The sequence below is a fragment of the Roseovarius sp. B-10 genome (genome assembly GCF_056859295.1).
This window is the reverse complement of record NZ_JBSXOE010000032.1, coordinates 160365-178798: the sequence shown is the minus strand read 5'-3', so window position 1 is coordinate 178798 and position 18434 is coordinate 160365. Positions and strand designations below refer to the sequence as shown.

At 62.3% G+C, this 18434-nt stretch carries 20 protein-coding genes and 2 tRNA genes; 8 read left to right on the top strand and 14 right to left on the bottom strand.

Annotated elements, in window-relative coordinates:
- The 4 genes from AC13D8_RS09950 to fabI form a co-directional block, all read right to left on the bottom strand.
- On the bottom strand, positions 1–1839 hold the full coding sequence (locus tag AC13D8_RS09950; RefSeq protein WP_482968691.1) for a peptidyl-prolyl cis-trans isomerase: 1839 nt from the start codon (positions 1837–1839) through the stop codon (positions 1–3).
- Positions 1840–1920: 81 nt separating this feature from the next.
- On the bottom strand, positions 1921–2421 hold the full coding sequence (gene gpt, locus AC13D8_RS09945; RefSeq protein WP_104018919.1) for a xanthine phosphoribosyltransferase: 501 nt from the start codon (positions 2419–2421) through the stop codon (positions 1921–1923).
- 5 nt (positions 2422–2426) lie between these two features.
- Positions 2427–3032 (bottom strand): LysE family translocator, encoded by a 606-nt coding sequence (locus tag AC13D8_RS09940; RefSeq protein WP_482968690.1) that lies wholly within the window; start codon positions 3030–3032, stop codon positions 2427–2429.
- An 11-nt stretch (positions 3033–3043) separates the two neighbouring features.
- Positions 3044–3850 carry an enoyl-ACP reductase FabI gene (fabI, locus tag AC13D8_RS09935; protein WP_482968689.1) on the bottom strand — a complete coding sequence of 269 codons (807 nt, stop codon included), beginning with the start codon at positions 3848–3850 and terminating at the stop codon, positions 3044–3046.
- 160 nt (positions 3851–4010) lie between these two features.
- On the opposite strand from fabI, the gene pdxH reads away from it, so the two are divergent.
- The 8 genes from pdxH (at position 4011) to AC13D8_RS09895 (ending at position 11556) form a co-directional block, all read left to right on the top strand.
- A complete protein-coding gene (gene pdxH / locus AC13D8_RS09930) occupies positions 4011–4613 on the top strand; it encodes a pyridoxamine 5'-phosphate oxidase (protein WP_482968688.1) in 603 nt (200 codons plus the stop codon).
- 164 nt (positions 4614–4777) lie between these two features.
- Positions 4778–5269 carry a cold-shock protein gene (locus AC13D8_RS09925; protein WP_482968687.1) on the top strand — a complete coding sequence of 164 codons (492 nt, stop codon included), beginning with the start codon at positions 4778–4780 and terminating at the stop codon, positions 5267–5269.
- A complete protein-coding gene (locus tag AC13D8_RS09920; RefSeq protein WP_482968686.1) occupies positions 5239–5733 on the top strand; it encodes a DUF192 domain-containing protein in 495 nt (164 codons plus the stop codon). The genes AC13D8_RS09925 and AC13D8_RS09920 overlap by 31 nt, the downstream gene beginning before the upstream one ends.
- Before the next feature lie 64 nt (positions 5734–5797).
- Positions 5798–5874: transfer RNA gene (locus AC13D8_RS09915), tRNA-Pro, on the top strand.
- A 401-nt stretch (positions 5875–6275) separates the two neighbouring features.
- Entirely contained in the window at positions 6276–9935 is a 3660-nt protein-coding gene (locus AC13D8_RS09910; protein ID WP_482968685.1) for a vitamin B12-dependent ribonucleotide reductase, read from the top strand.
- Positions 9936–10202: 267 nt separating this feature from the next.
- Positions 10203–10292 (top strand) — tRNA-Ser (locus AC13D8_RS09905).
- A gap of 333 nt (positions 10293–10625) precedes the next feature.
- Positions 10626–10865, top strand: coding sequence for a hypothetical protein (locus AC13D8_RS09900; RefSeq protein ID WP_482968684.1), 240 nt, complete (start codon positions 10626–10628; stop codon positions 10863–10865).
- 415 nt (positions 10866–11280) lie between these two features.
- Positions 11281–11556, top strand: a complete 276-nt coding sequence (locus AC13D8_RS09895) for a hypothetical protein (RefSeq protein WP_482968683.1) — start codon at positions 11281–11283, stop codon at positions 11554–11556.
- Between the two features lie 168 nt (positions 11557–11724).
- Here the strand turns inward: AC13D8_RS09895 and AC13D8_RS09890 are convergent, their stop codons facing one another.
- From AC13D8_RS09890 to AC13D8_RS09845, 10 genes are all read right to left on the bottom strand, one after another.
- Complete coding sequence (locus AC13D8_RS09890) at positions 11725–12291, bottom strand: recombinase family protein (RefSeq protein WP_482968682.1); 567 nt, start codon at positions 12289–12291, stop codon at positions 11725–11727.
- Positions 12292–12381: 90 nt separating this feature from the next.
- Positions 12382–13104: a hypothetical protein gene (locus AC13D8_RS09885; RefSeq protein ID WP_482968681.1), complete on the bottom strand. Its 723-nt coding sequence runs from the start codon at positions 13102–13104 to the stop codon at positions 12382–12384.
- Positions 13005–15398, bottom strand: a complete 2394-nt coding sequence (locus tag AC13D8_RS09880) for a DUF927 domain-containing protein (RefSeq protein WP_482968680.1) — start codon at positions 15396–15398, stop codon at positions 13005–13007. The genes AC13D8_RS09885 and AC13D8_RS09880 overlap by 100 nt, the downstream gene beginning before the upstream one ends.
- A 155-nt stretch (positions 15399–15553) precedes the next feature.
- On the bottom strand, positions 15554–15766 hold the full coding sequence (locus AC13D8_RS09875) for a hypothetical protein (RefSeq protein ID WP_482968679.1): 213 nt from the start codon (positions 15764–15766) through the stop codon (positions 15554–15556).
- Positions 15766–15891: a hypothetical protein gene (locus AC13D8_RS09870; RefSeq protein ID WP_482968678.1), complete on the bottom strand. Its 126-nt coding sequence runs from the start codon at positions 15889–15891 to the stop codon at positions 15766–15768. The genes AC13D8_RS09875 and AC13D8_RS09870 overlap by 1 nt, the downstream gene beginning before the upstream one ends.
- Before the next feature lie 278 nt (positions 15892–16169).
- Positions 16170–16463 carry a hypothetical protein gene (locus AC13D8_RS09865; protein ID WP_482968677.1) on the bottom strand — a complete coding sequence of 98 codons (294 nt, stop codon included), beginning with the start codon at positions 16461–16463 and terminating at the stop codon, positions 16170–16172.
- 212 nt (positions 16464–16675) lie between these two features.
- A complete protein-coding gene (locus AC13D8_RS09860) occupies positions 16676–16945 on the bottom strand; it encodes a hypothetical protein (RefSeq protein ID WP_482968676.1) in 270 nt (89 codons plus the stop codon).
- Complete coding sequence (locus AC13D8_RS09855; RefSeq protein ID WP_482968675.1) at positions 16938–17156, bottom strand: hypothetical protein; 219 nt, start codon at positions 17154–17156, stop codon at positions 16938–16940. Before AC13D8_RS09855 ends, AC13D8_RS09860 begins: the two co-directional genes overlap by 8 nt.
- Before the next feature lie 11 nt (positions 17157–17167).
- Positions 17168–17623 (bottom strand): hypothetical protein, encoded by a 456-nt coding sequence (locus AC13D8_RS09850; RefSeq protein ID WP_482968674.1) that lies wholly within the window; start codon positions 17621–17623, stop codon positions 17168–17170.
- Complete coding sequence (locus AC13D8_RS09845; RefSeq protein WP_482968673.1) at positions 17623–18192, bottom strand: hypothetical protein; 570 nt, start codon at positions 18190–18192, stop codon at positions 17623–17625. The genes AC13D8_RS09850 and AC13D8_RS09845 overlap by 1 nt, the downstream gene beginning before the upstream one ends.
- Positions 18193–18434 lie beyond the last annotated feature (242 nt).

Sequence of the window (18434 nt, the reverse complement as noted above, 5' to 3'; positions counted from 1 at the left end):
TCAGTTGAAGTTGGCATGGACGGCGTTGATCGCCGCCTGGTCGAGATTGACGCCTGCGCGCTCTCGGATATCGCTGGCGAGAAGCTGGAATAGATCCAGCGCCCGCGCGCTCTCGATCTGCGTGCGCAGGCTCTCGGCGATGCGCGCAAGATCGGGGTCGTCCTCGGCAGGGGGGGCGATCCCGTCGAGCCGCAGGATATGGATACGGCCCGCGCCCTCAATCACGCGCACCTCGCCTTGGGTCATTGAGAACACCGTCTCGATGAAATCCGGCGGTGCGTCGGCACGGTAATCGCGCCGCGTGATGCCGTCGAGCTCGGTCGGCGATAGCCCCTGCGCGGCAAAGCTCTCGCCACTCTGCAAGGCCTCGATGGCGGGCGCGGCCTGTCCCTTGAGCGCCGCGACCACCGCCTGTCGGCGCCAGCCCCGTTCTACCGCGTCGCGCACCTCTTCGAGCGGGCGGATGCGCGGCTCGCGGGTTCCGTCGAGGCGCAGCGCAAAGGCCCCGCCATCGCCCAGCGCCTCGATCTGCGGGTAGTCACCTTGCTGCACCTCGGTCGCTGCCGCGCGAAACGCCGGGTAACCCGCGATTCCCTCGGCAAGCTCCGGATGCCAGGCGACCTCGCCAAGCTCCATCTCGGTCTGCTGCGCCACTTCCTCCAGCGTCGCGCCCGCCGCGAGCATGTCGTCCGCGGTCTCCGACACGGTGTCGATCACCCGACGCGCGCGGTCGGCGGCCAGCGTCTCGCGCAATTGCGGCACCGCCTCCTCGAACGGGGTGGTGCGCGCCGCGAGCACCGCGTTGACGCGAAATAGCGCCGGGCCCAGGTCGGTCTCGACCGGGCCGGTCACCTCGCCCGCCGGCGTGTCGAACACCGCATCGGCGGCGGGGCCGAGATCGGCGGCGCTCACGTCGCCCAGATCGACATCGGCCATGTCGAGCCCGCGCTCCGTGACCAGCGTCTCGAAATCCTCGCCCGCCTCGATCCGGGCCATCGCATCGCGCGCGGCGGCCTCGTCGGAAAAGACCAGCCGCTCGACCAGCCGCCGCTCGGGCGTGTTGAACTCGGCCTCGCGCTCCTCGTAGGCGGCGCGCAGCGCGGCCTCGTCCACCTCGACCGTATCGACGAGCATTTCCGGCGTGACCCGCACATAGGTGATCTGCCGTGTCTCGGGCGTGGTGAATTCGGGCAGGTGGGACTGGTGGTAGGCGCGCAGCTCCTCCTCGGTGGGCGCGGGCAGACCGGTCCGCAGATCGCCGCGGTCCAGCATGGCAAAGGCCAGGCTGCGCCGCTCGCCGAGATAGCTCAGTAGCGTATCGACCTGGGCCTCGGGCGCCGACACCCCGGAGAGCGCCGCATCCTGCACCAGTGATGCCGCGGTCTCGGCGCGGATGCTGGCCTCGAACTCGGCTTCGTTCAGCCCCGCCTGCTCCAGCGCGAAACGATAGGATTCGCGGTCGAACCCGCCACCCGCGCCCTGGAACGCCTGGATCGACACGATCTCGTCGCGCAGCGTCTCGTCGCCCACAGATATCCCGAGCACATGTGCCTCATGTTCGAGCGCGGCTTGCGAGACGAGGCGCGACAGCACCCGCCGGTCTAGCCCCGCCGCCTCGGCCTCGGCCATGCTGATCGACTCGCCCCGCTCGGCGGCAAGCGCCTCGATCTCGTTACGCAGCGCGCGGGCATAGGTCTGCACGTCGATCTCGGCGGTCCCGACCGAGCCGATGCTCTGCACCCGCCCGCCCAGATTGGTGATACCGAAACCGCCGAGCCCGATGATGAGAAGCCCCATGAGGATCCACATCGCACCCTTGGAAATGCTCTTGCCCGCCATCGTCACCCCTGCCGGTTTTCTCAGTCCGGACCTGTCTATGCGCTGCGCCGGGGCGGGGCAAGGGGCCGCGCCGGGCGCCGGTCAGGCCCCGCGATAGGGCTCGACATATTGCAGCGCCATGTCCCACGGAAAGAAAATCCAGGTATCCTGGCTCACCTCGGTGACAAAGGTGTGGACCTGCGCGCGCCCCAGCGGCTTGGCATAGACGGTGGCGACATGCGCGCGCGGCAGGTGCGCGCGGACCACCTCCAGCGTGCGGCCGGTATCGACCAGGTCGTCGACGATCAGCACGCCCGCGCCGTCGCCCACCACGTCCGCGTCCGGCGACTTGATGACCACCGGCTCGGATTGGGTCTGGTGGTCGTAGGACTTCACGCTGATCGTATCGACCACGCGGATGTCAAGTTCGCGCGCGACGATCATCGCCGGGGCCATGCCGCCGCGGGTGATCGCCACCACCGCGCGCCAGCCGCCCTCGGGCGCCTCGCCCTGCAACCGCCACGCCAGCGCGCGCGCATCGCGGTGGAGCTGATCCCAGCTTACGTGAAAGCCCTTTTCATGCGGCAGACGGTTCGGGGTCATGGCAATCACCTGTCAGTCAAGAGTTTGAGGCCGAGCGCGCCAAGCATCACCGCCGCCGCGCGATCGATCCACGGCTTGGCGCCGAGATAGACGCGCCGCGCGGGCGCCCCGCTCAGCAGCATGGCAAAGCCCGAATAGAATACCCATTCGACGGCCATGTGGTTGGCGGTGATGAGCGCGATTTCGGTGGCCGACAGGCCCTTGGGAAACACCACGATCAGCACCGAGGCCGCGAACAGCACCGATTTCGGATTGCCCAGGTTGATCAGCGCGCCATCGACAAATGCGCGCCCGCGCGGCTTGTGCGTGGCCTCTGCGACGGGCGCGCGCGCCGCCCGCCACGTCCTCCACGCGATGTAGATCAGATACGCCGCGCCGCCCAGCCTGAGCGCGGTATACGCCCACGGGAACAGCGTGAAGACGGCCTCCAGCCCCAGCAATGCCGCCAGTGTCCAGCCCGCTGCCACGAGCCCAAGCCCCATGCCCGCTGCGATCCCCGCGCCACGCCCGAAGGCCAGCGCCGTGCGCAGCGCGAACAGCAGCGCCGGGCCGGGGCTGAGGATCGCGGCGGCCAGCACCGCGTTGAAGGCGAGGAGATCGAGCGCGGTCACGGGACCTGCCCTCAGGTCGCGTCGATATCTGGGGCGTCGACGGCCTTCATGCCGACGACGTGATAGCCCGCGTCCACGTGCAGCGTCTCGCCCGTCACGCCCGAACCAAGATCGCTGAGCATGTAGAGCGCCGAGCGGCCCACGTCGTCGATCGTCACGTTGCGCCGCAGCGGTGAGTTGAGCTCGTTCCATTTCAGGATATAGCGGAAATCGCCGATGCCCGAGGCGGCCAGCGTGCGGATCGGCCCGGCGCTGATGGCGTTCACGCGGATGCCGTCCTTGCCGAGGTCCTCGGCCATGTACTTGACCGATGCCTCCAGCGCCGCCTTGGCCACGCCCATGACGTTATAGTGCGGCATGACCTGTTCGGCACCGTAATAGGTCAGCGTCAGCGCCGATCCGCCTGCGCCCATCATCTTTTCCGCGCGCTGCATCACGGCGGTGAAAGAATAGACCGAGATATCCATCGTGCGCAGGAAATTGTCCCGGCTGGTATCGACGTAGCGGCCACGCAGCTCGTTCTTGTCGGAAAAGCCGATGGCGTGAACGATGAAATCGAGCCCGTCCCAGTGCTGTCCGAGATCGGCGAAAAGCGCATCGACAGAGGCCATGTCGGCCACATCGCAGGGCAGCACGATATTCGAGCCCAGCTCGGCGGCGAGCGGCCCGACCCGCTTTTTCAACGCTTCGCCCTGGTAGCTGAAGGCGAGATCGGCGCCGGAATCGGCGCATGCTTTGGCGATGCCCCACGCAATGGACTTGTCATTGGCAAGCCCCATGATAAGCCCGCGCTTGCCCGTCATCAGTGTGTTCGACATTCCCAGCCCCCGCCACATCGCTTTTGCCGACCTTTAGGCGATAGGGCAGGGTGCATCAAGCCCGCCCGCACGCTGCCGGGGCGGCCGGTGGGCGGAGATTGACGTTGACTTGGCGTCGCGTCACCCCAAACTCGCATGAAACGAAGGCTGGAGCAGACGAATGGAACGAGAAGGAATATTCGCGGGCGATGACCCTTTTGTGATCGCGCGGCGTTGGCTAGACGAGGCCGGGGGGACGGAAATCAACGATCCCAACGCGATGTCGCTTGCCACGGCGGATGCGCAGGGCATGCCCAATGTGCGGATGGTCCTGCTCAAGGAGATCGCGGCGGACGGGTTTGTCTTCTACACCAATTACGGCTCGGCCAAGGGCCGCGAGCTGGACGCGCGCCCGATGGCGGCAGGGGTGCTGCACTGGAAGTCGCTGCGTCGGCAGCTTCGCTTTCGCGGCCATGTCACGCGCGAGGAGGGGCAGAAGGCGGATGCCTATTTCGCCTCCCGCTCGCTCAAGAGCCGGCTTGGCGCGTGGGCGTCCGAGCAGTCGCGACCGCTCGCCTCGCGCACCGCGCTGATGGCCGCGGTCGCCCGCGTGACGGCGCAAAAGGGAACGAATCCGCCGCGACCACCCTTTTGGGGAGGTTTCAAGATCACGCCGATTGAGATTGAATTCTGGGCGGACGGGGCGTTTCGCCTTCACGACCGGTTTGCGTGGCGTCGCAAGGCGGCTGGCGAGGCGTGGGAAATTCTGCGGCTCAACCCCTGAATTTCGCGTTGCGTGAAATGCAAGGGTTTGTGTTGCAAGGGGATTTTTGGGTTGCATACGGGTTCTAATATGACGCATCTGTGAAAACGGTCTTGGGGATGAAGGCTGTTAGGTAGGACAGAGTGACAACAGACGAGAATGAAATTCGCCGGGTCAGGGGCCGGGTGAAATGGTTCGATCCGGTCAAGGGCTTTGGCTTCGTGCTGGCCGACGAGGGCGGACCTGACATCTTGCTGCACGCCAACGTGCTGCGTAATTTCGGGCAAAGCTCTGTCGCCGACCGCGCCGGGGTGGAGCTTGACGTGCAGGATACCGCGCGCGGACGGCAGGCGGTCCAGGTTCACGCCATCGAGCCTCCCGAGGATTCCGATAGCACCGGGCTCGCCGACCTGGAGGAGGTGGACGAGGCCGCGCTGCGCGCCGTCCCGCTGGAACCCGCGCGGGTCAAGTGGTTCGACAAGGGCAAGGGCTTCGGCTTTGCCAACACCTTCGGTAGCGCCGAGGACGTGTTCCTGCATATCGAGGTGCTGCGCCGCTCCGGGCTCGCCGATGTCCAGCCCGGCGAGGCGCTGGCCATTCGCGTGATCGATGGTAAAAGGGGACGGATGGCGACCGAGGTGTGTGGATGGGAAGCGGCGATTCGCTCAGACGACTGATCGGGGCAATCGTCCTGGTGCTTGCGGGCGGTGCGGCGATGGCCGGAACCTGCCGCGAGGGCACGGCGCAGTTGCGCGGCCCGGGGGGCGAGGCGGCGTTCCGCGTCGAGATCGCCGATACCGAGGCCGAACGCGCGCAGGGGTTGATGAACCGCGAGTCTCTCGCCGCCTCCGCCGGGATGCTGTTCGTCTACCCGCGCCCGCAGCAGGTGGGCTTCTGGATGAAAAACACGCTCATCCCTCTCGACATGATCTTCATGGATGCCAGCGGCACGGTGCGCCGCGTCCACCACGAGGCGCAGCCGCACGACACCCGCCCGGTCATGGGCGGTAACGGCATACAGACCGTGCTCGAGGTCAACGGCGGAATGGCGCGGCGGATCGGCATCGCGCCGGGCTGGGAAATGCGTCACCCCACCGTCGATCAAGAGGCCGCCGCCTGGCCCTGCGACGCGGCACAATAACCTCCGCGCCGCCCCGGTTTCCGCTTTCCAATCCGCGCGATGGCGATTATCTAGACCCATGGTCCGGGGCGTGGCGCAGTCTGGTAGCGCACCTGTTTTGGGTACAGGGGGTCGTGAGTTCGAATCTCGCCGCCCCGACCATCCCGCCGCCCAAGGCGCGTGCGCGAACACATCTTTCATGCAATTCTTCAGCTTGTCCTGCTAAGCGCCGGTGGTCCCAGCGCTTTCCCGTGTCGCGCCACGCGTGGAGGAATCACGGTCCGGCGAGCCGCCCTGCGTGCCCCTCACAGTCAAATGGTTTTTCGACCGCCGGAGCGATTTTTTTCGTTGACCTGAGACCGTAATCTACGTCAGTTTGTGTGGGCGGACTGAAGAGCCACAATATATAGTGGCCAGGCCCGCGGGACGGTAAACCAGACATGAACCAAGCGGAGCAGCCGGAACGGTGCCCGCGCCCGTTCCGGGCGCAACGGGCGCGACCGGACGAGCCAGCCGCATCAGGGCCAAAAGGCCGCAAGCAACGCGATTATGGGGCAGAGACAATGAAAATCGAACGCAAATTCACCACCGCCGGTCAGGACGCCTACGCCGCGCTGAACTTCGTGACCACCAGCTCCGAAATCCGCAACCCCGACGGCAGCACCGTGTTCCGTCTCGACGAGATCGAGGTGCCCGCCGGCTGGAGCCAGGTCGCCAGCGACGTGATCGCGCAGAAATATTTCCGCAAGGCGGGCGTGCCCAACAAGCTGGAGCGCGTGAAGGAAAAGGGCGTGCCCGAATTCCTGTGGCGCTCGCGCGCGGCAAAGGACAATGACGGCTTTAGCGGCGAGACCAGCGCGCGCCAGGTGTTCGACCGGCTCGCCGGTGCCTGGGCCTACTGGGGCTGGAAGGGTGGCTATTTCACCACCGAGGCTGACGCTCGCGCCTATTTCGACGAGATGCGCGTGATGCTCGCCCGCCAGATGGCGGCGCCCAACTCGCCACAATGGTTCAACACCGGCCTGCACTGGGCCTATGGCATCGACGGGCCGGGGCAGGGCCACTACTACGTCGATCACGAGACGGGCAAGCTCACCCGCTCCAAATCCGCCTACGAGCATCCGCAGCCCCACGCCTGCTTCATCCAGTCGGTGCGCGACGACCTGGTGGGCGACGGCGGCATCATGGACCTTTGGGTGCGCGAGGCGCGGCTGTTCAAGTACGGATCGGGCACCGGCACCAACTTTTCCTCGCTTCGTGCCGAAGGCGAAAAGCTCTCGGGCGGCGGCAAATCCTCGGGCCTCATGGGCTTTCTCAAGATCGGCGACCGCGCGGCGGGCGCGATCAAGTCGGGCGGCACCACGCGCCGCGCCGCCAAGATGGTGATCTGCGATGCCGATCACCCCGATATCGAGGAATTCATCAACTGGAAGGTCAAGGAAGAGCAGAAGGTCGCCTCGATCGTCGCCGGCTCCAAGGCCCACGAGGCCAGGCTCAACGAGATATTCACCGCGATCCGCGAATGGGACGGCAGCACCGAGGACGCGGTCGACCCGGGCAAGAACGCGGCCCTCAAGGCGGCCATTCGCGGCGCGAAACGCGCGCACATTCCCGAAACCTACGTCAAGCGCGTGCTGGACTATGCCAAGCAGGGCTATGGCAGCATCGAGTTCCCGACCTACGACACCGATTGGGACTCTGAGGCCTATGCCAGCGTCTCGGGCCAGAATTCCAACAACTCGATCCGCGTGACCGATGCCTTCCTCAAGGCGGTAAAGGATGACGGCGACTGGTCGCTGATCAACCGCGTGGACGGTTCGGTTGCCAAGACCATCAAGGCCCGCGACCTGTGGGAAGATGTCGGCCACGCCGCGTGGGCCTGCGCCGATCCGGGCATTCAGTATCACGATACGGTCAACGCCTGGCACACCTGCCCAGAGGATGGCGCGATCCGCGGCTCCAACCCGTGCTCGGAATACATGTTCCTCGACGACACGGCCTGCAACCTCGCCTCGATGAACCTGCTCAAGTTCTACGAGGATGGCGCGTTCGACGCCGAATCCTACATGCACGCCACGCGCCTCTGGACCGTGACGCTGGAAATCAGCGTGCTGATGGCACAGTTCCCGTCCAAGGAGATCGCGCGGCTCAGCTTTGATTTCCGCACGCTGGGCCTTGGCTATGCCAATATCGGCGGGCTCCTGATGAACATGGGGCTGGGCTACGATTCCGACGAGGGCCGCGCCATGTGCGGCGCGCTCACGGCGATCATGACCGGTGTCGCCTATGCCACCTCGGCCGAGATGGCGGGCGAGCTGGGTGCCTTCGCGGGCTACGAGCGCAACGCGCAGCACATGCTGCGGGTCATCCGCAACCACGGCCGCGCCGCGCGTGGCGAGACCGAGGGCTACGAGGCGCTGGCGGTCAAGCCCGTACCGCTCGACCACGCCAACTGCCCCGATGCACGGCTGGCCAAACTGGCGGTCGCGGCGTGGGACGAGGCGCTGAAACTGGGCGAGGCGCACGGCTATCGCAACGCGCAGACCACGGTGATCGCCCCCACCGGCACGATCGGGCTGGTGATGGATTGCGACACCACCGGCATCGAGCCCGATTTCGCGCTCGTCAAGTTCAAGAAGCTGGCGGGCGGCGGCTATTTCAAGATCATCAACCAGTCGGTGCCGGCGGCGCTCGCCAAGCTGGGCTATCGCCCGGCGCAGATCGAGGAAATCGTCAGCTACGCGGTTGGCCACGGCAGCCTCGGCAACGCACCGGGGATCAACCACACCTCGCTCATCGGCCACGGCTTCGGCGAGAAGGAACTGGCACGCGTGGAAAAGTCGCTCGGCGCGGCCTTCGACATCCGCTTCGTGTTCAACCAGTGGACGCTGGGCGAGGAATTCTGTCGCGAAGCGCTCGGCATCCCGGCGGAGAAACTCAACGACCCCACCTTCGACCTGCTGGCGTCGCTGGGCTATTCGCGGCGCGAGATCGAGGCGGCCAACGATCACGTCTGTGGCACCATGACGCTCGAGGGCGCGCCGCATCTCGACCCGGCGCATTACCATGTCTTCGACTGCGCCAACCCCTGCGGTCGCAAGGGTCGCCGCTTCCTCGGCGTGGACAGCCATATCCACATGATGGCCGCGGCACAGAGCTTCATCTCGGGTGCGATATCCAAGACGATCAACATGCCCAACGACGCCACCATCGAGGATTGCCAGAAGGCGTACGAGCTGTCCTGGTCGCTGGGCGTCAAGGCAAACGCGCTCTACCGCGACGGCTCCAAGCTCAGCCAGCCGCTGGCAAGCGCGCTGGTCGAGGATGACGACGAGGCCGCCGAGGTGCTGGAGTCCGGCAGCACACACGAGAAAGCCGCCGTTCTCGCCGAGAAGATCGTCGAGAAGGTGGTGATCAAGGAAGTGATCCGCGCCGCCCGCGACAAGCTGCCCGAGCGCCGCAAGGGCTACACCCAGAAGGCCATCGTCGGCGGGCACAAGGTCTATCTGCGCACCGGCGAATATGCCGATGGCAAGCTGGGCGAGATCTTCATCGACATGCACAAGGAAGGCGCGGGCTTCCGCGCGATGATGAACAATTTCGCCATCGCCGTCTCGGTCGGCCTGCAATACGGCGTGCCGCTCGAGGAATTCGTCGATGCCTTCACCTTCACCAAGTTCGAGCCCTCGGGCATGGTGCAGGGCAATGACAGCATCAAGAACGCCACCTCGATCCTCGACTACATCTTCCGCGAACTCGCTGTGAGCTATCTCGACCGCACCGATCTCGCCCATGTCAAACCCTCGGGCGCGTCCTTCGACGATCTCGGCCGCGGCGAAGAGGAAGGCGTGAGCAATATCTCCGAGATGTCTGGCGAGGCGGCGAACCGGTCGCTGGAGGTGCTCAAGCAGATCAGCTCCTCGGGCTACCTGCGCAAGCGCCTGCCACAAGAGCTTGTCGTGTTGCAGGGCGGGCAGGGGGTCGGCACCGCCGGGCGCGGCGGCGACGTGGCCATGGCCATGCAAGGCAGCACCGAAACGGTGGAATTCAGCCGCACCGCCATCGCCGCCTCCGCCACCGCGACATCCATGGACGCCCGCACCAAGGCCCGGATGCAGGGCTACGAGGGCGAAGCCTGCGGCGAATGCGGCAACTACACGCTGGTCAGGAACGGCACCTGCATGAAGTGCAACACCTGCGGCTCGACGAGCGGGTGTAGCTGAAGAGGCCAACAGGTTCGGGGGCGGGTGCGCTCGCCCCGAACGCGGATCGGACACACAGGCAAAGATATGGTCGGGCAGCAACGCACCATCCGATCCGCGAAACTGAAGGGGGCCCACGGGCCCCCTCTTTTTTCGCTCGCCCGTCCCCGCCGGGCCACCGACGCAATACCGACAGAATACCGACGCGATACCGCCCGGCATTCTCCCTCCCCAAACCGCCATATTTTCCCTTGTAACCCGCCCCCACCCCCCGCTATACGCGTCGGCGGAGACGTGGCCGAGTGGTCGAAGGCGCTCCCCTGCTAAGGGAGTAGGCCCGCAAGGGTCTCGTGGGTTCGAATCCCATCGTCTCCGCCATTATAACAAGAATCCTATTTATTGTGCTTTTTCAGATACTTACAGAAAATTTACTTCTCACTGACCACACACGTTAACCACACACGCTGACCACCCACGGCCTCTTAGCAGGAGAGCGCCTTCGCCCACTCGGGTACTTGGGCTATGCTACAGGACGAATCCACGTTCAGGTAATCGGCACGTTCGATAGCTCACCGAAGAGAGATTCGGCGAGTAAGTTGCCCATCGCCTTTGACATGCGCTCAGAGACCGCCTGAGAACACCTACGGCCCCTCTGAGAGATGATTGACGCGTTAGGTGGATGGTGTAGCGTGGAGGCGGTAGAAAGCCGCTATGGGCAAGGTTGCGATGCTACATATGGAGAAAGTTTTGAAAAAACAACTCGAACGCTTTTCATGCGCAATAGTAATAACAATGGTTTTCTTAACAGGCGCAAATGCTCAAGAAGACAAAACAGACTTAAGTCGATATAAAGTAGTTGAAGATGGTGCAAGTTTGCCAACTTTAGTGGAATTTAAGGTTATAGAAGATGATGTTAGAAGTTTGCGCAAAAACGATAATGTGATGAACTAGTTATCAAAGCTCCTGACGCTGCTAGTGCCGCAAATAGGCTTTCAAATGTAATTAGGCAGGGATTAGAGCCTTTCTATGATGCAAACCGTGAAGATCAAGGGCGGATTCCAGCGTGGCTGGGGGAAGACTTTGAAGCATTAATTGAAGCGGAGACGGCAGCTAATAATTTGCATTTCATACGCAACGAATTTTGGGTTTATGAAGCGGCTTGCCTAATTGAATTGGGTGACCGGGAAGACGGCATGAATAAAATGTATCGTGCGCTTGATTTCGTTGACCCTCTGAAACAAACTGCCCTTTGGAAAGAAGCACGAGACACTCTTTGGGAAACTGTCGGCTATGAGTGGGGTCTGGGTGCTGAGTGTAAGTTACCAACAATAAACCGTTCCTTGGCGTCGAGCACAAAGGTTGTAACATGCAAAAAACTACTTTTCTCGCCGCCGCGTTCTCATTCATTGCGCCTACATTTTTATTTGCTGATATAACGGGCGAAGAAGAGGCACTAAAAATTATCAACGGGGGCATTGTCGTTAGCGGCACGATTGGCGCTGGAAGTAGTTACAGAGACGACAAACAAGCGGTATATGTGATGCATGAGGGGACTTTGTATCTCTGCAATCTGTTTACTCAGAAAAAGCGCAGTGACAGTGAGGCACTGGTGGCGGCTGAGTGTTTCCATAGCTCTCAATAAATATGTTGTTAGTTTTCTGATCGTAAGGCGGGCGGGATCGGGATGTAGTCTCTTTCTATAGCTTTGATTGCGACGATGAATCTGAACAAAAAATCTTTCCTTGGCTTCAGGGGCCATAACGCAGGCGGCGGAAAGCCCCCCGGAGTTTTCTTGGGGGCCCCAGATTGCTTAGGCGGCTTCCTGTTGAGCGATGATCCTGTAGAGGCTGGCGCGGCTGATACCCAAGTGTTCGCAAACCTTGGCCTTGGACATGCCAGAACCTAGCAGGGACATTGCAGCATCGGCTTTCGCCATGGCGGTGGGCTTGCGGCCTGTATACTTTCCCTGCGCTTTGGCCTTTGCGATTCCTTCCTTTTGGCGCTCCAGCATCATCTCGCGCTCGAACTGCGCCACAGCCCCCATGACATTCAGCATCATCCGTCCGGTGGCCGTTGTCGTGTCCACCTGCTGACCGCCCATAGACAGGATCACAAGCCCAGCGCCCTTAGCCTCTAGCGTTTCCAGAAGATCGCCAAGATGGCGCACAGAGCGGGCTAGGCGGTCCAGTTTACCCACTACCAGCTTGTCGCCATCCCTAAGCGACTTTATTGCAGCGTCGAGTTCCTGACGTTCTGCCACTGAGGAAACCTGTTCCTGATAGATGGTTTCACAGCCAAAGGCTTTCAGGTCTCGTACTTGGGCTTCCAGACCGGCACCCTGTTCAATTGTAGACGTTCTTGCATAGCCGACCAACATAGCGAATCTCCATAGGCTCTAAGATTATTCTGAGAATAGCCTCATTAGGGTCGAAATGGAAGTGTTTTGAGACAGTTCTCTCAGGTTATTCTAGGGCAGAGCCTTTCGACACAACCGGATATTCCGAACCGCCGCGCCTTCCTCGCCCGCACCCTCGGCAAGGTCCTTCGGCAACTGGCGGAACGTGTGCCCCTTCCCGCCGGGTTCGATCAACACGCCCAGCGTAGAAAGCTGGCGCAACAGTTCATCGCGCTTGCCAATGTCCACCCCCAGTACAGACGGGTCCTTGATCTTGGAACTGTCCAGATAGATCACGTCGCTATCCGCCCAGCCCAGCACGTCCCCTCGTGCGTTTACGTGTCCGTCTGACACTTCGGTCAGCTTATCCATTACGATGATCCGGCGGTTCAATTCGCCAAACAGGAAGCTGCGTAGCCCGTCCAGAAGAGCTTCCCCGCCGGTCGCGGCCCCGGCTTCATCCGATGCCGTGAACACGTCCCACGCCTTCTTCACGGCCTTCTTGACGGCTTCCTTTGCCTTACCGACGTCACCAAGCAACGATGCATCTGCCGCCAATTCCCCGGCACACTGCGCGATAGCGAAAACCCGCGCCGCCCGTGCCATGGCTGCGCCCTGTCCTTCGGCGAGACGGGACGCTATCGCCAAGACTTCCTTTTCCAGCTTGGTACGATCAGCGGCGATACCGGACTCGATCAGGTAACGGATGAAAATAGGTCCGGCGTGGCCATAGTTCGCCTTGAACGCTTCCAGCTTCGCCAGTTCATCCGCTCCGATGTCCTTACCCTCAGACACGTCAATGTCCGGGAAACGAACTGCCAAGCCACCCCGGTACTTGTCCCCGGCCCCCGATATTTCATTCCGCATGCCCTGTTCCGAAGACAGGACCGCGAACGGGCGGAAACTGTCCCCTCAGTCAGCCCGCGTCCGGGTCCGCTCTTCCGGCTCTTGGTGCGGCCTGTGGACATGGCGAACAGAAGGGACCCCAGAGCGCGCTTGTCCGACATGGCCCCGATTTCATCTAGGCCCAGAAATGAGTCGGTGCCCCGAACTGCAAGGTCTTCCATCGCGTTGCCAGTGGTGTTCGCAGTGAAGAGCAAACCGCGCCCCGGTTCGGGGGACCCCCAAACGGCGGACCCCATGAGCTGCGCCAGCGTCTTGCCCTTGGACGTCAGGCCGGACAGGCTGAATCCGCACGGGTGCCATTCCAGAATGCCCAGAAGAGGCCCAGCGAAGCCGGAAATCAGGCCCAAGGGCCAATAGAAGTTCGAGTCGGCGTACTTCAGGGACTCTTGCGCCGTATCCTTCCACCCTGCAAGCGTGCCCTTGGTCTTCACCACTTCGATACGGGACCCTTCCAGCAGGCGGAACTGGGGACCGCTGACGCGGTCATAGACCCCGGTGGGATGCATGAAGCCTGCAATCTCGCCATGTTCATCGCGGACCCAGCCGGGAACATAAACGGTCGGAACCCGCCGCTTGGGCGTGATTTCGTTCAACAGGTCCAGCAAGCGTTCGGTGTGCTTGGTACCGCGCCCGTAGATCAACAGGCCCTTCGCGGCCAGATCGCGCAAGACGGCCTTTCCGTCCCCGGCAATGTCCGCGCGGGAAATGGTCACTTCCACCCGCTTGGCGTTCTCATTCACGAATGAAAGGATGCGGCCTGCATCGTCGGTGCCATCGGCATTCGAAGATCGCCCGACAACATCAAAGGCAGCGCAGATCGGTACGGAATCCACATCGTCTTCGGTGTTGGTCCAGATCGTGCCGCCCTTGATCCGGTAGCGCTTTGGAAGCCAATCCTTGGCAAGCTCAAACTCGGACCCGTCGGTTGCCGGTTCGCTTGCGTCTTCATCCGGCAAGATCAGGTACGGGCTACCCTCTTCGATCAATTCCCGGTCAAACCAACCGTCCGCCAATGCCTGCGCAAGCATGTCCAGCCGGTCGTGCCCGCTACATCCGTTGTGCTTGCAGGACCACTGAAAACCGCTATCGCCGTCCGCGTCGCGAATGTGGCATCCGCCGTCTTCAGGGTCACCCGCGTTGCTATGCATATGATCGAACGGGCAATCGACTTCCAAAAGCCCGCCCTTGTCAGCACGCACCTTGTCCGGACATTCGTTTTCCATGAGCGTGGCCAGTTCAAGGAACTTGGCGGACTGAGCCGCCCAACCCTTGAGACTGTTGCCCCTAGCATTGGCAGGGCGTTCCCTACCAATCTCGCGGATTTCTTCAAAGGCCAGCCCTCGCCCCCGGTAGACGGCGACGTAATAGTCTGCACCCGACGGGTGCGATGGCGCGAAGAAGGCGCGCGAAACGTCCAGACAGGCTTCGTCGGGGATGACGCCAATCATCTCGGCCAGCCCGCGTACCCTACGTGCATAGACGTCCTGCTGCGCCCGCTGCGTCGGCGCAAGAGTGGTAATCGTAACAGCCTCAGAAAGAGGGAAGGCGAGACGCCACTTTTCCAGCGGCGCATGCTCAAGTTCGATCTTCACGCCTTCTTCGGTGTGATGATGCTGGTTCTTGATCGTCACAGATGCGATATGTTCGGGCCGATGCTTGCCCATATCGGCAAGGTACTGGCGGACCTGTTCATCCGTGGGGTCGGTTTCGATCTTGAGCGCCTTCAACACGGCATCGCGGGTAAGGTAGGACGTCTGCGTGCCATCGTTAAAAGAAGTATAGGCCAAACAGGCGAGTCCAAGCTCTTCGACCCGCTCTTCCGCGTCTTCCAACCGGTCACCGGATTCCACGTCGAGCAACAGCCATTCCGCCGTCACCATGGCATTGGCGGTGCGCCGGGTGCCAGCCGATGCGCCAAAGACAATGGGCATATAACCCTTCTTACGGCGCTCAACATGGCAGGTAAGGGAACCGTGCGGTCCGCCTTCCAGCCAATCCCGCAAGCGGGCCGTGTGGTTCTTCCACTTCTTCTGTTCTGCGTTCCGGTTCTTGTCACCGGGAAGCAAGAGCGTCATTTCGCGATTCAGAAGCGCCTGCCATTCCGGCGAGTCGTCGCCGTACATCTGAGCTTCGTTCCAACAGGCGGGGGCGTTGTCCACCGCCAGCTTGATATTGCCTGACACTAATCATCTCCTTTTGCAGCTTCATTTCATGGCGCTTCTCCTTTTCGACTGTTCATTCGGCCCCATCCGGTGGGGCGGCAGGCGGTGACAGAACAGACAACGTCACCGCCCCATGTATTTTGGCATGCCCCCTAACGGGGGCAGCCGTTTTCTAGTTATTCAGGTCTCTGAAAATCCGCCGCGATGCTGGCGATCTTGCAGGCGTGGCGAACGACAACATCCATCTGGGTCTTCGTTACTTCGTGCAACCTTTCTTCCCTTTCGAGGGCGGAAAGCCTTCTGCCGATTTCAGATAGGCTGTCAATAAATGGAATGACGCCGGAAATCGCACTTTCGTTACGCGGCATGCCGCCAGAAATTTTGTCCATCAAGCCGCTCCCATCAAGCTACCCAGTTCCTCAATCAGTTCCTTGATGCGTGCCATATGCATCGGGCTTTCCGGCAGTTCCGCAAGATCGAGAAGACGGTAGGCACCGCGAATGATTTCTTCCATATATCGTTACTCCTTCTGTCTGATTGATCGTGCCTACTACCTGCGCCATCCGAGACCACAAATCAATGCTTCAACACACTGATTTTGCTGTCAGTTTTCGTGACATCGGTAAGTGAAAATGACACTTCTTGGAAAAAGTCACATCCGAAAAACTGGCGAATTGCCAAGCCTTGGCCCGCGTTGAGAAATTCGACGCCGGGCGGTGTCACGGAAAATGACATTTGGGAAATGTCACATCCGGCTGAGACAAGGTGACGTAGCGTCAACCACGCATACACCTATGCGTATCCGTCCACGATCTCTTCCATCTGTTCCGCGAACACCTCGGGATAGGTGAACTGACCGGGACGGGTGTCCCCGTCTCCGATAGCCCACTGTTGCGGCAGTCGCCGGAAGCCCGCCCTACGCAGGACGGTGCGGGCGAGACGCGGGCCGACTGCATCAGACAGCCATTCAAAACTGACCCGCATTCCCCGTCCGCCACCCCGGCGGGCAAGGGCGGTGAGCTTGTCCGCCAGTTCCTGTACAAGGTCATCGTCGAGGGCGAGACGCCCATTTGCAAAGGTCTGCATCATTCATCCTATTTGCAGGTGGTGGTATCTAGGGGCCTCAGCCCAAACCTTCGCGCTCTAGTTGCTCGGCGACGGTGGCGGCGATCTGGTGCCATGAGGCGCGGAACTGTTCCTCGCCACATGCCAGACGGGCCGCGTGCCATAGCTGGCACCGCCTAAGGTGCCTCGTTCGGGCGCGTATGTACTTGCCCGCGTCGAAGGTGGCGGGGCACTCATGCTGCATGGTTCCGCTCCCATTCTTCGATCTGGGCTGCGATCTGGCGGGCCTCTTCCTCGAACTGTGCGGGCGTCCAGTTGGCCCGGATTGCTTCAGCGCGGCGCAGCTTCTCCCGCCAGCGGCGGCGACGTTCCTTGTACCTGCGGCGTTCAGCGGGGTCCGTGACGTGCATGAAGTCGCCGGACGTGTCGATACACGCGCCCCCGCCGCCCCAGCGGGATTCGTCGATGACTGTGGACGGATCGTTAAGGATGTCATCAGCCATGCTTGGCCACCGCCTTGGCCTGTAGATCGTTCCGCTTGCGGTCCGCCGCCGTGGGGGCGCTCAGGCGCGCTGCCAGCGTCTGGTATTCCGCGTCCGTCAGAACTCGGCGCGGGAAGAGTATGCACTGCCAGCCCGCCCCCGCACGGCGGAAAAGGGTAGTCCAGTTAGCCCGCTGCGCACGCACGGCCGTTTCGATCTGTTCAAGGGTCATGGCGGGTTCCTTTAGGTCAGGCCGTGGCGGCGGGCGTAATTCATGCGCTGAATCGGGCTGAGGCCCGCCAGAACGGCGTCGTGCTCGTTCCGGGTCATACTGGACGTGGTGTCAGGCCGGGGCTTATCGAGGCCGTTTGCACGCGCGTAGTTCATGCGTTCGGTGCGGCTCATATTCTTCGTGTCGGAAGCGATCTTGTTCGCTTCAGCGACCTTCACCTGAGCCGCGATCAGGGCGTTGCTGACGGCGGGGTCTTCTTCCAGTTCCTTGATCGCGGCGGCGATGTTCAATTCGATCAGCCCCCCGGTCAGGACGTGGTCCCTGACGGCGTTCAGACCGACGATAGACTCCGGCCCGACCGCAACTGAAGTCTGCGCCTCAAAGGCCTTGCCTATGGCGCTTACGGCCTGCGTAAACCGCGCGCGGTCTTCTTCGTCGAGATGCGTAAGAATGTCTTCAATGGCCATTATGCGGCCTCCTCTTCGATGGTGGTGGGGGTGTTCACTAAGTCGATTGCCTTGACCCACGCCGTCCATCCGGCGTCACCCACGGGCAGTTCTTCGAAATCACCGGTCAGGATGAACCGGACGGCGGCGGGATGAATGATGGTGATCTGGCGGAGTCGCTCGACGCGCGGCGCGCCAGCGGCGATTGCAGCGTCGGTCACCGTCTTCTGGACCAAGCGCGCGCGCTCTTCTTCCTCGCCCGCCAGGGACGCTCTGAAGGCGTCTGCGCGGGCCTCTGGGGTACCGCCCAGCCAAATATCATCCGGGTATCCCAGCGCGCCCGCCCGCTCCGCGCGTTTGGCGGTATCGTGGCCGACGACACGCGCCAGATCATCGCCGGACAGTCCGCCCCGGCGCTTGGCGCGCAGGGCCGTGACTACCTCGGGAAGGGCGTACATATGTCCGCGCGGGGCACGGCCAAAATCGGTGAAGGTGGTAACGCCGTCCATCCAGCGCCAGATTGAACGGTCGGAGACGCCCAGAAGGGCGCACAGGTCGGTTGACCGCAAGGTCGCGGTGATAGGGTTCATGGTCGACTCCTCGCGCCCGGACGGGCGCTCTCAATGCTCGGGAAATTTGGCAACCTCGGGCGGCTCATGTCCGATCTAAGGTTGCATCGCTTTCAGTGTCATGACTAACATATTTTACTTGACATTGCAAATTCACACGGTCGTGCGGTCTGGCGGATGATTCGGATAATGTGATTTCGTGGCGCAGGCAAGGAAAAGGCCCGCCGATTTGGCGGGCCGTTGCGTTACAGGGGTTGCGGGTA

Excerpts from the sequence above, each read along its gene's own strand:
- gpt (WP_104018919.1), bottom strand. The coding sequence starts at position 2,421 with ATGACCCCGAACCGTCTGCCGCATGAAAAGGGCTTTCACGTAAGCTGG.
- AC13D8_RS09875 (WP_482968679.1), bottom strand. The coding sequence starts at position 15,766 with ATGGACAAAATTTCTGGCGGCATGCCGCGTAACGAAAGTGCGATTTCC.
- AC13D8_RS09850 (WP_482968674.1), bottom strand. The coding sequence starts at position 17,623 with ATGGCCATTGAAGACATTCTTACGCATCTCGACGAAGAAGACCGCGCG.
- AC13D8_RS09870 (WP_482968678.1), bottom strand. The coding sequence starts at position 15,891 with ATGGAAGAAATCATTCGCGGTGCCTACCGTCTTCTCGATCTTGCGGAA.
- AC13D8_RS09845 (WP_482968673.1), bottom strand. The coding sequence starts at position 18,192 with ATGAACCCTATCACCGCGACCTTGCGGTCAACCGACCTGTGCGCCCTT.
- fabI (WP_482968689.1), bottom strand. The coding sequence starts at position 3,850 with ATGTCGAACACACTGATGACGGGCAAGCGCGGGCTTATCATGGGGCTT.
- AC13D8_RS09895 (WP_482968683.1), top strand. The coding sequence starts at position 11,281 with ATGCAAAAAACTACTTTTCTCGCCGCCGCGTTCTCATTCATTGCGCCT.
- AC13D8_RS09900 (WP_482968684.1), top strand. The coding sequence starts at position 10,626 with ATGGGCAAGGTTGCGATGCTACATATGGAGAAAGTTTTGAAAAAACAA.
- AC13D8_RS09910 (WP_482968685.1), top strand. The coding sequence starts at position 6,276 with ATGAAAATCGAACGCAAATTCACCACCGCCGGTCAGGACGCCTACGCC.
- AC13D8_RS09865 (WP_482968677.1), bottom strand. The coding sequence starts at position 16,463 with ATGCAGACCTTTGCAAATGGGCGTCTCGCCCTCGACGATGACCTTGTA.
- AC13D8_RS09950 (WP_482968691.1), bottom strand. The coding sequence starts at position 1,839 with ATGGCGGGCAAGAGCATTTCCAAGGGTGCGATGTGGATCCTCATGGGG.
- AC13D8_RS09890 (WP_482968682.1), bottom strand. The coding sequence starts at position 12,291 with ATGTTGGTCGGCTATGCAAGAACGTCTACAATTGAACAGGGTGCCGGT.
- AC13D8_RS09860 (WP_482968676.1), bottom strand. The coding sequence starts at position 16,945 with ATGGCTGATGACATCCTTAACGATCCGTCCACAGTCATCGACGAATCC.
- pdxH (WP_482968688.1), top strand. The coding sequence starts at position 4,011 with ATGGAACGAGAAGGAATATTCGCGGGCGATGACCCTTTTGTGATCGCG.
- AC13D8_RS09920 (WP_482968686.1), top strand. The coding sequence starts at position 5,239 with ATGGGAAGCGGCGATTCGCTCAGACGACTGATCGGGGCAATCGTCCTG.
- AC13D8_RS09855 (WP_482968675.1), bottom strand. The coding sequence starts at position 17,156 with ATGACCCTTGAACAGATCGAAACGGCCGTGCGTGCGCAGCGGGCTAAC.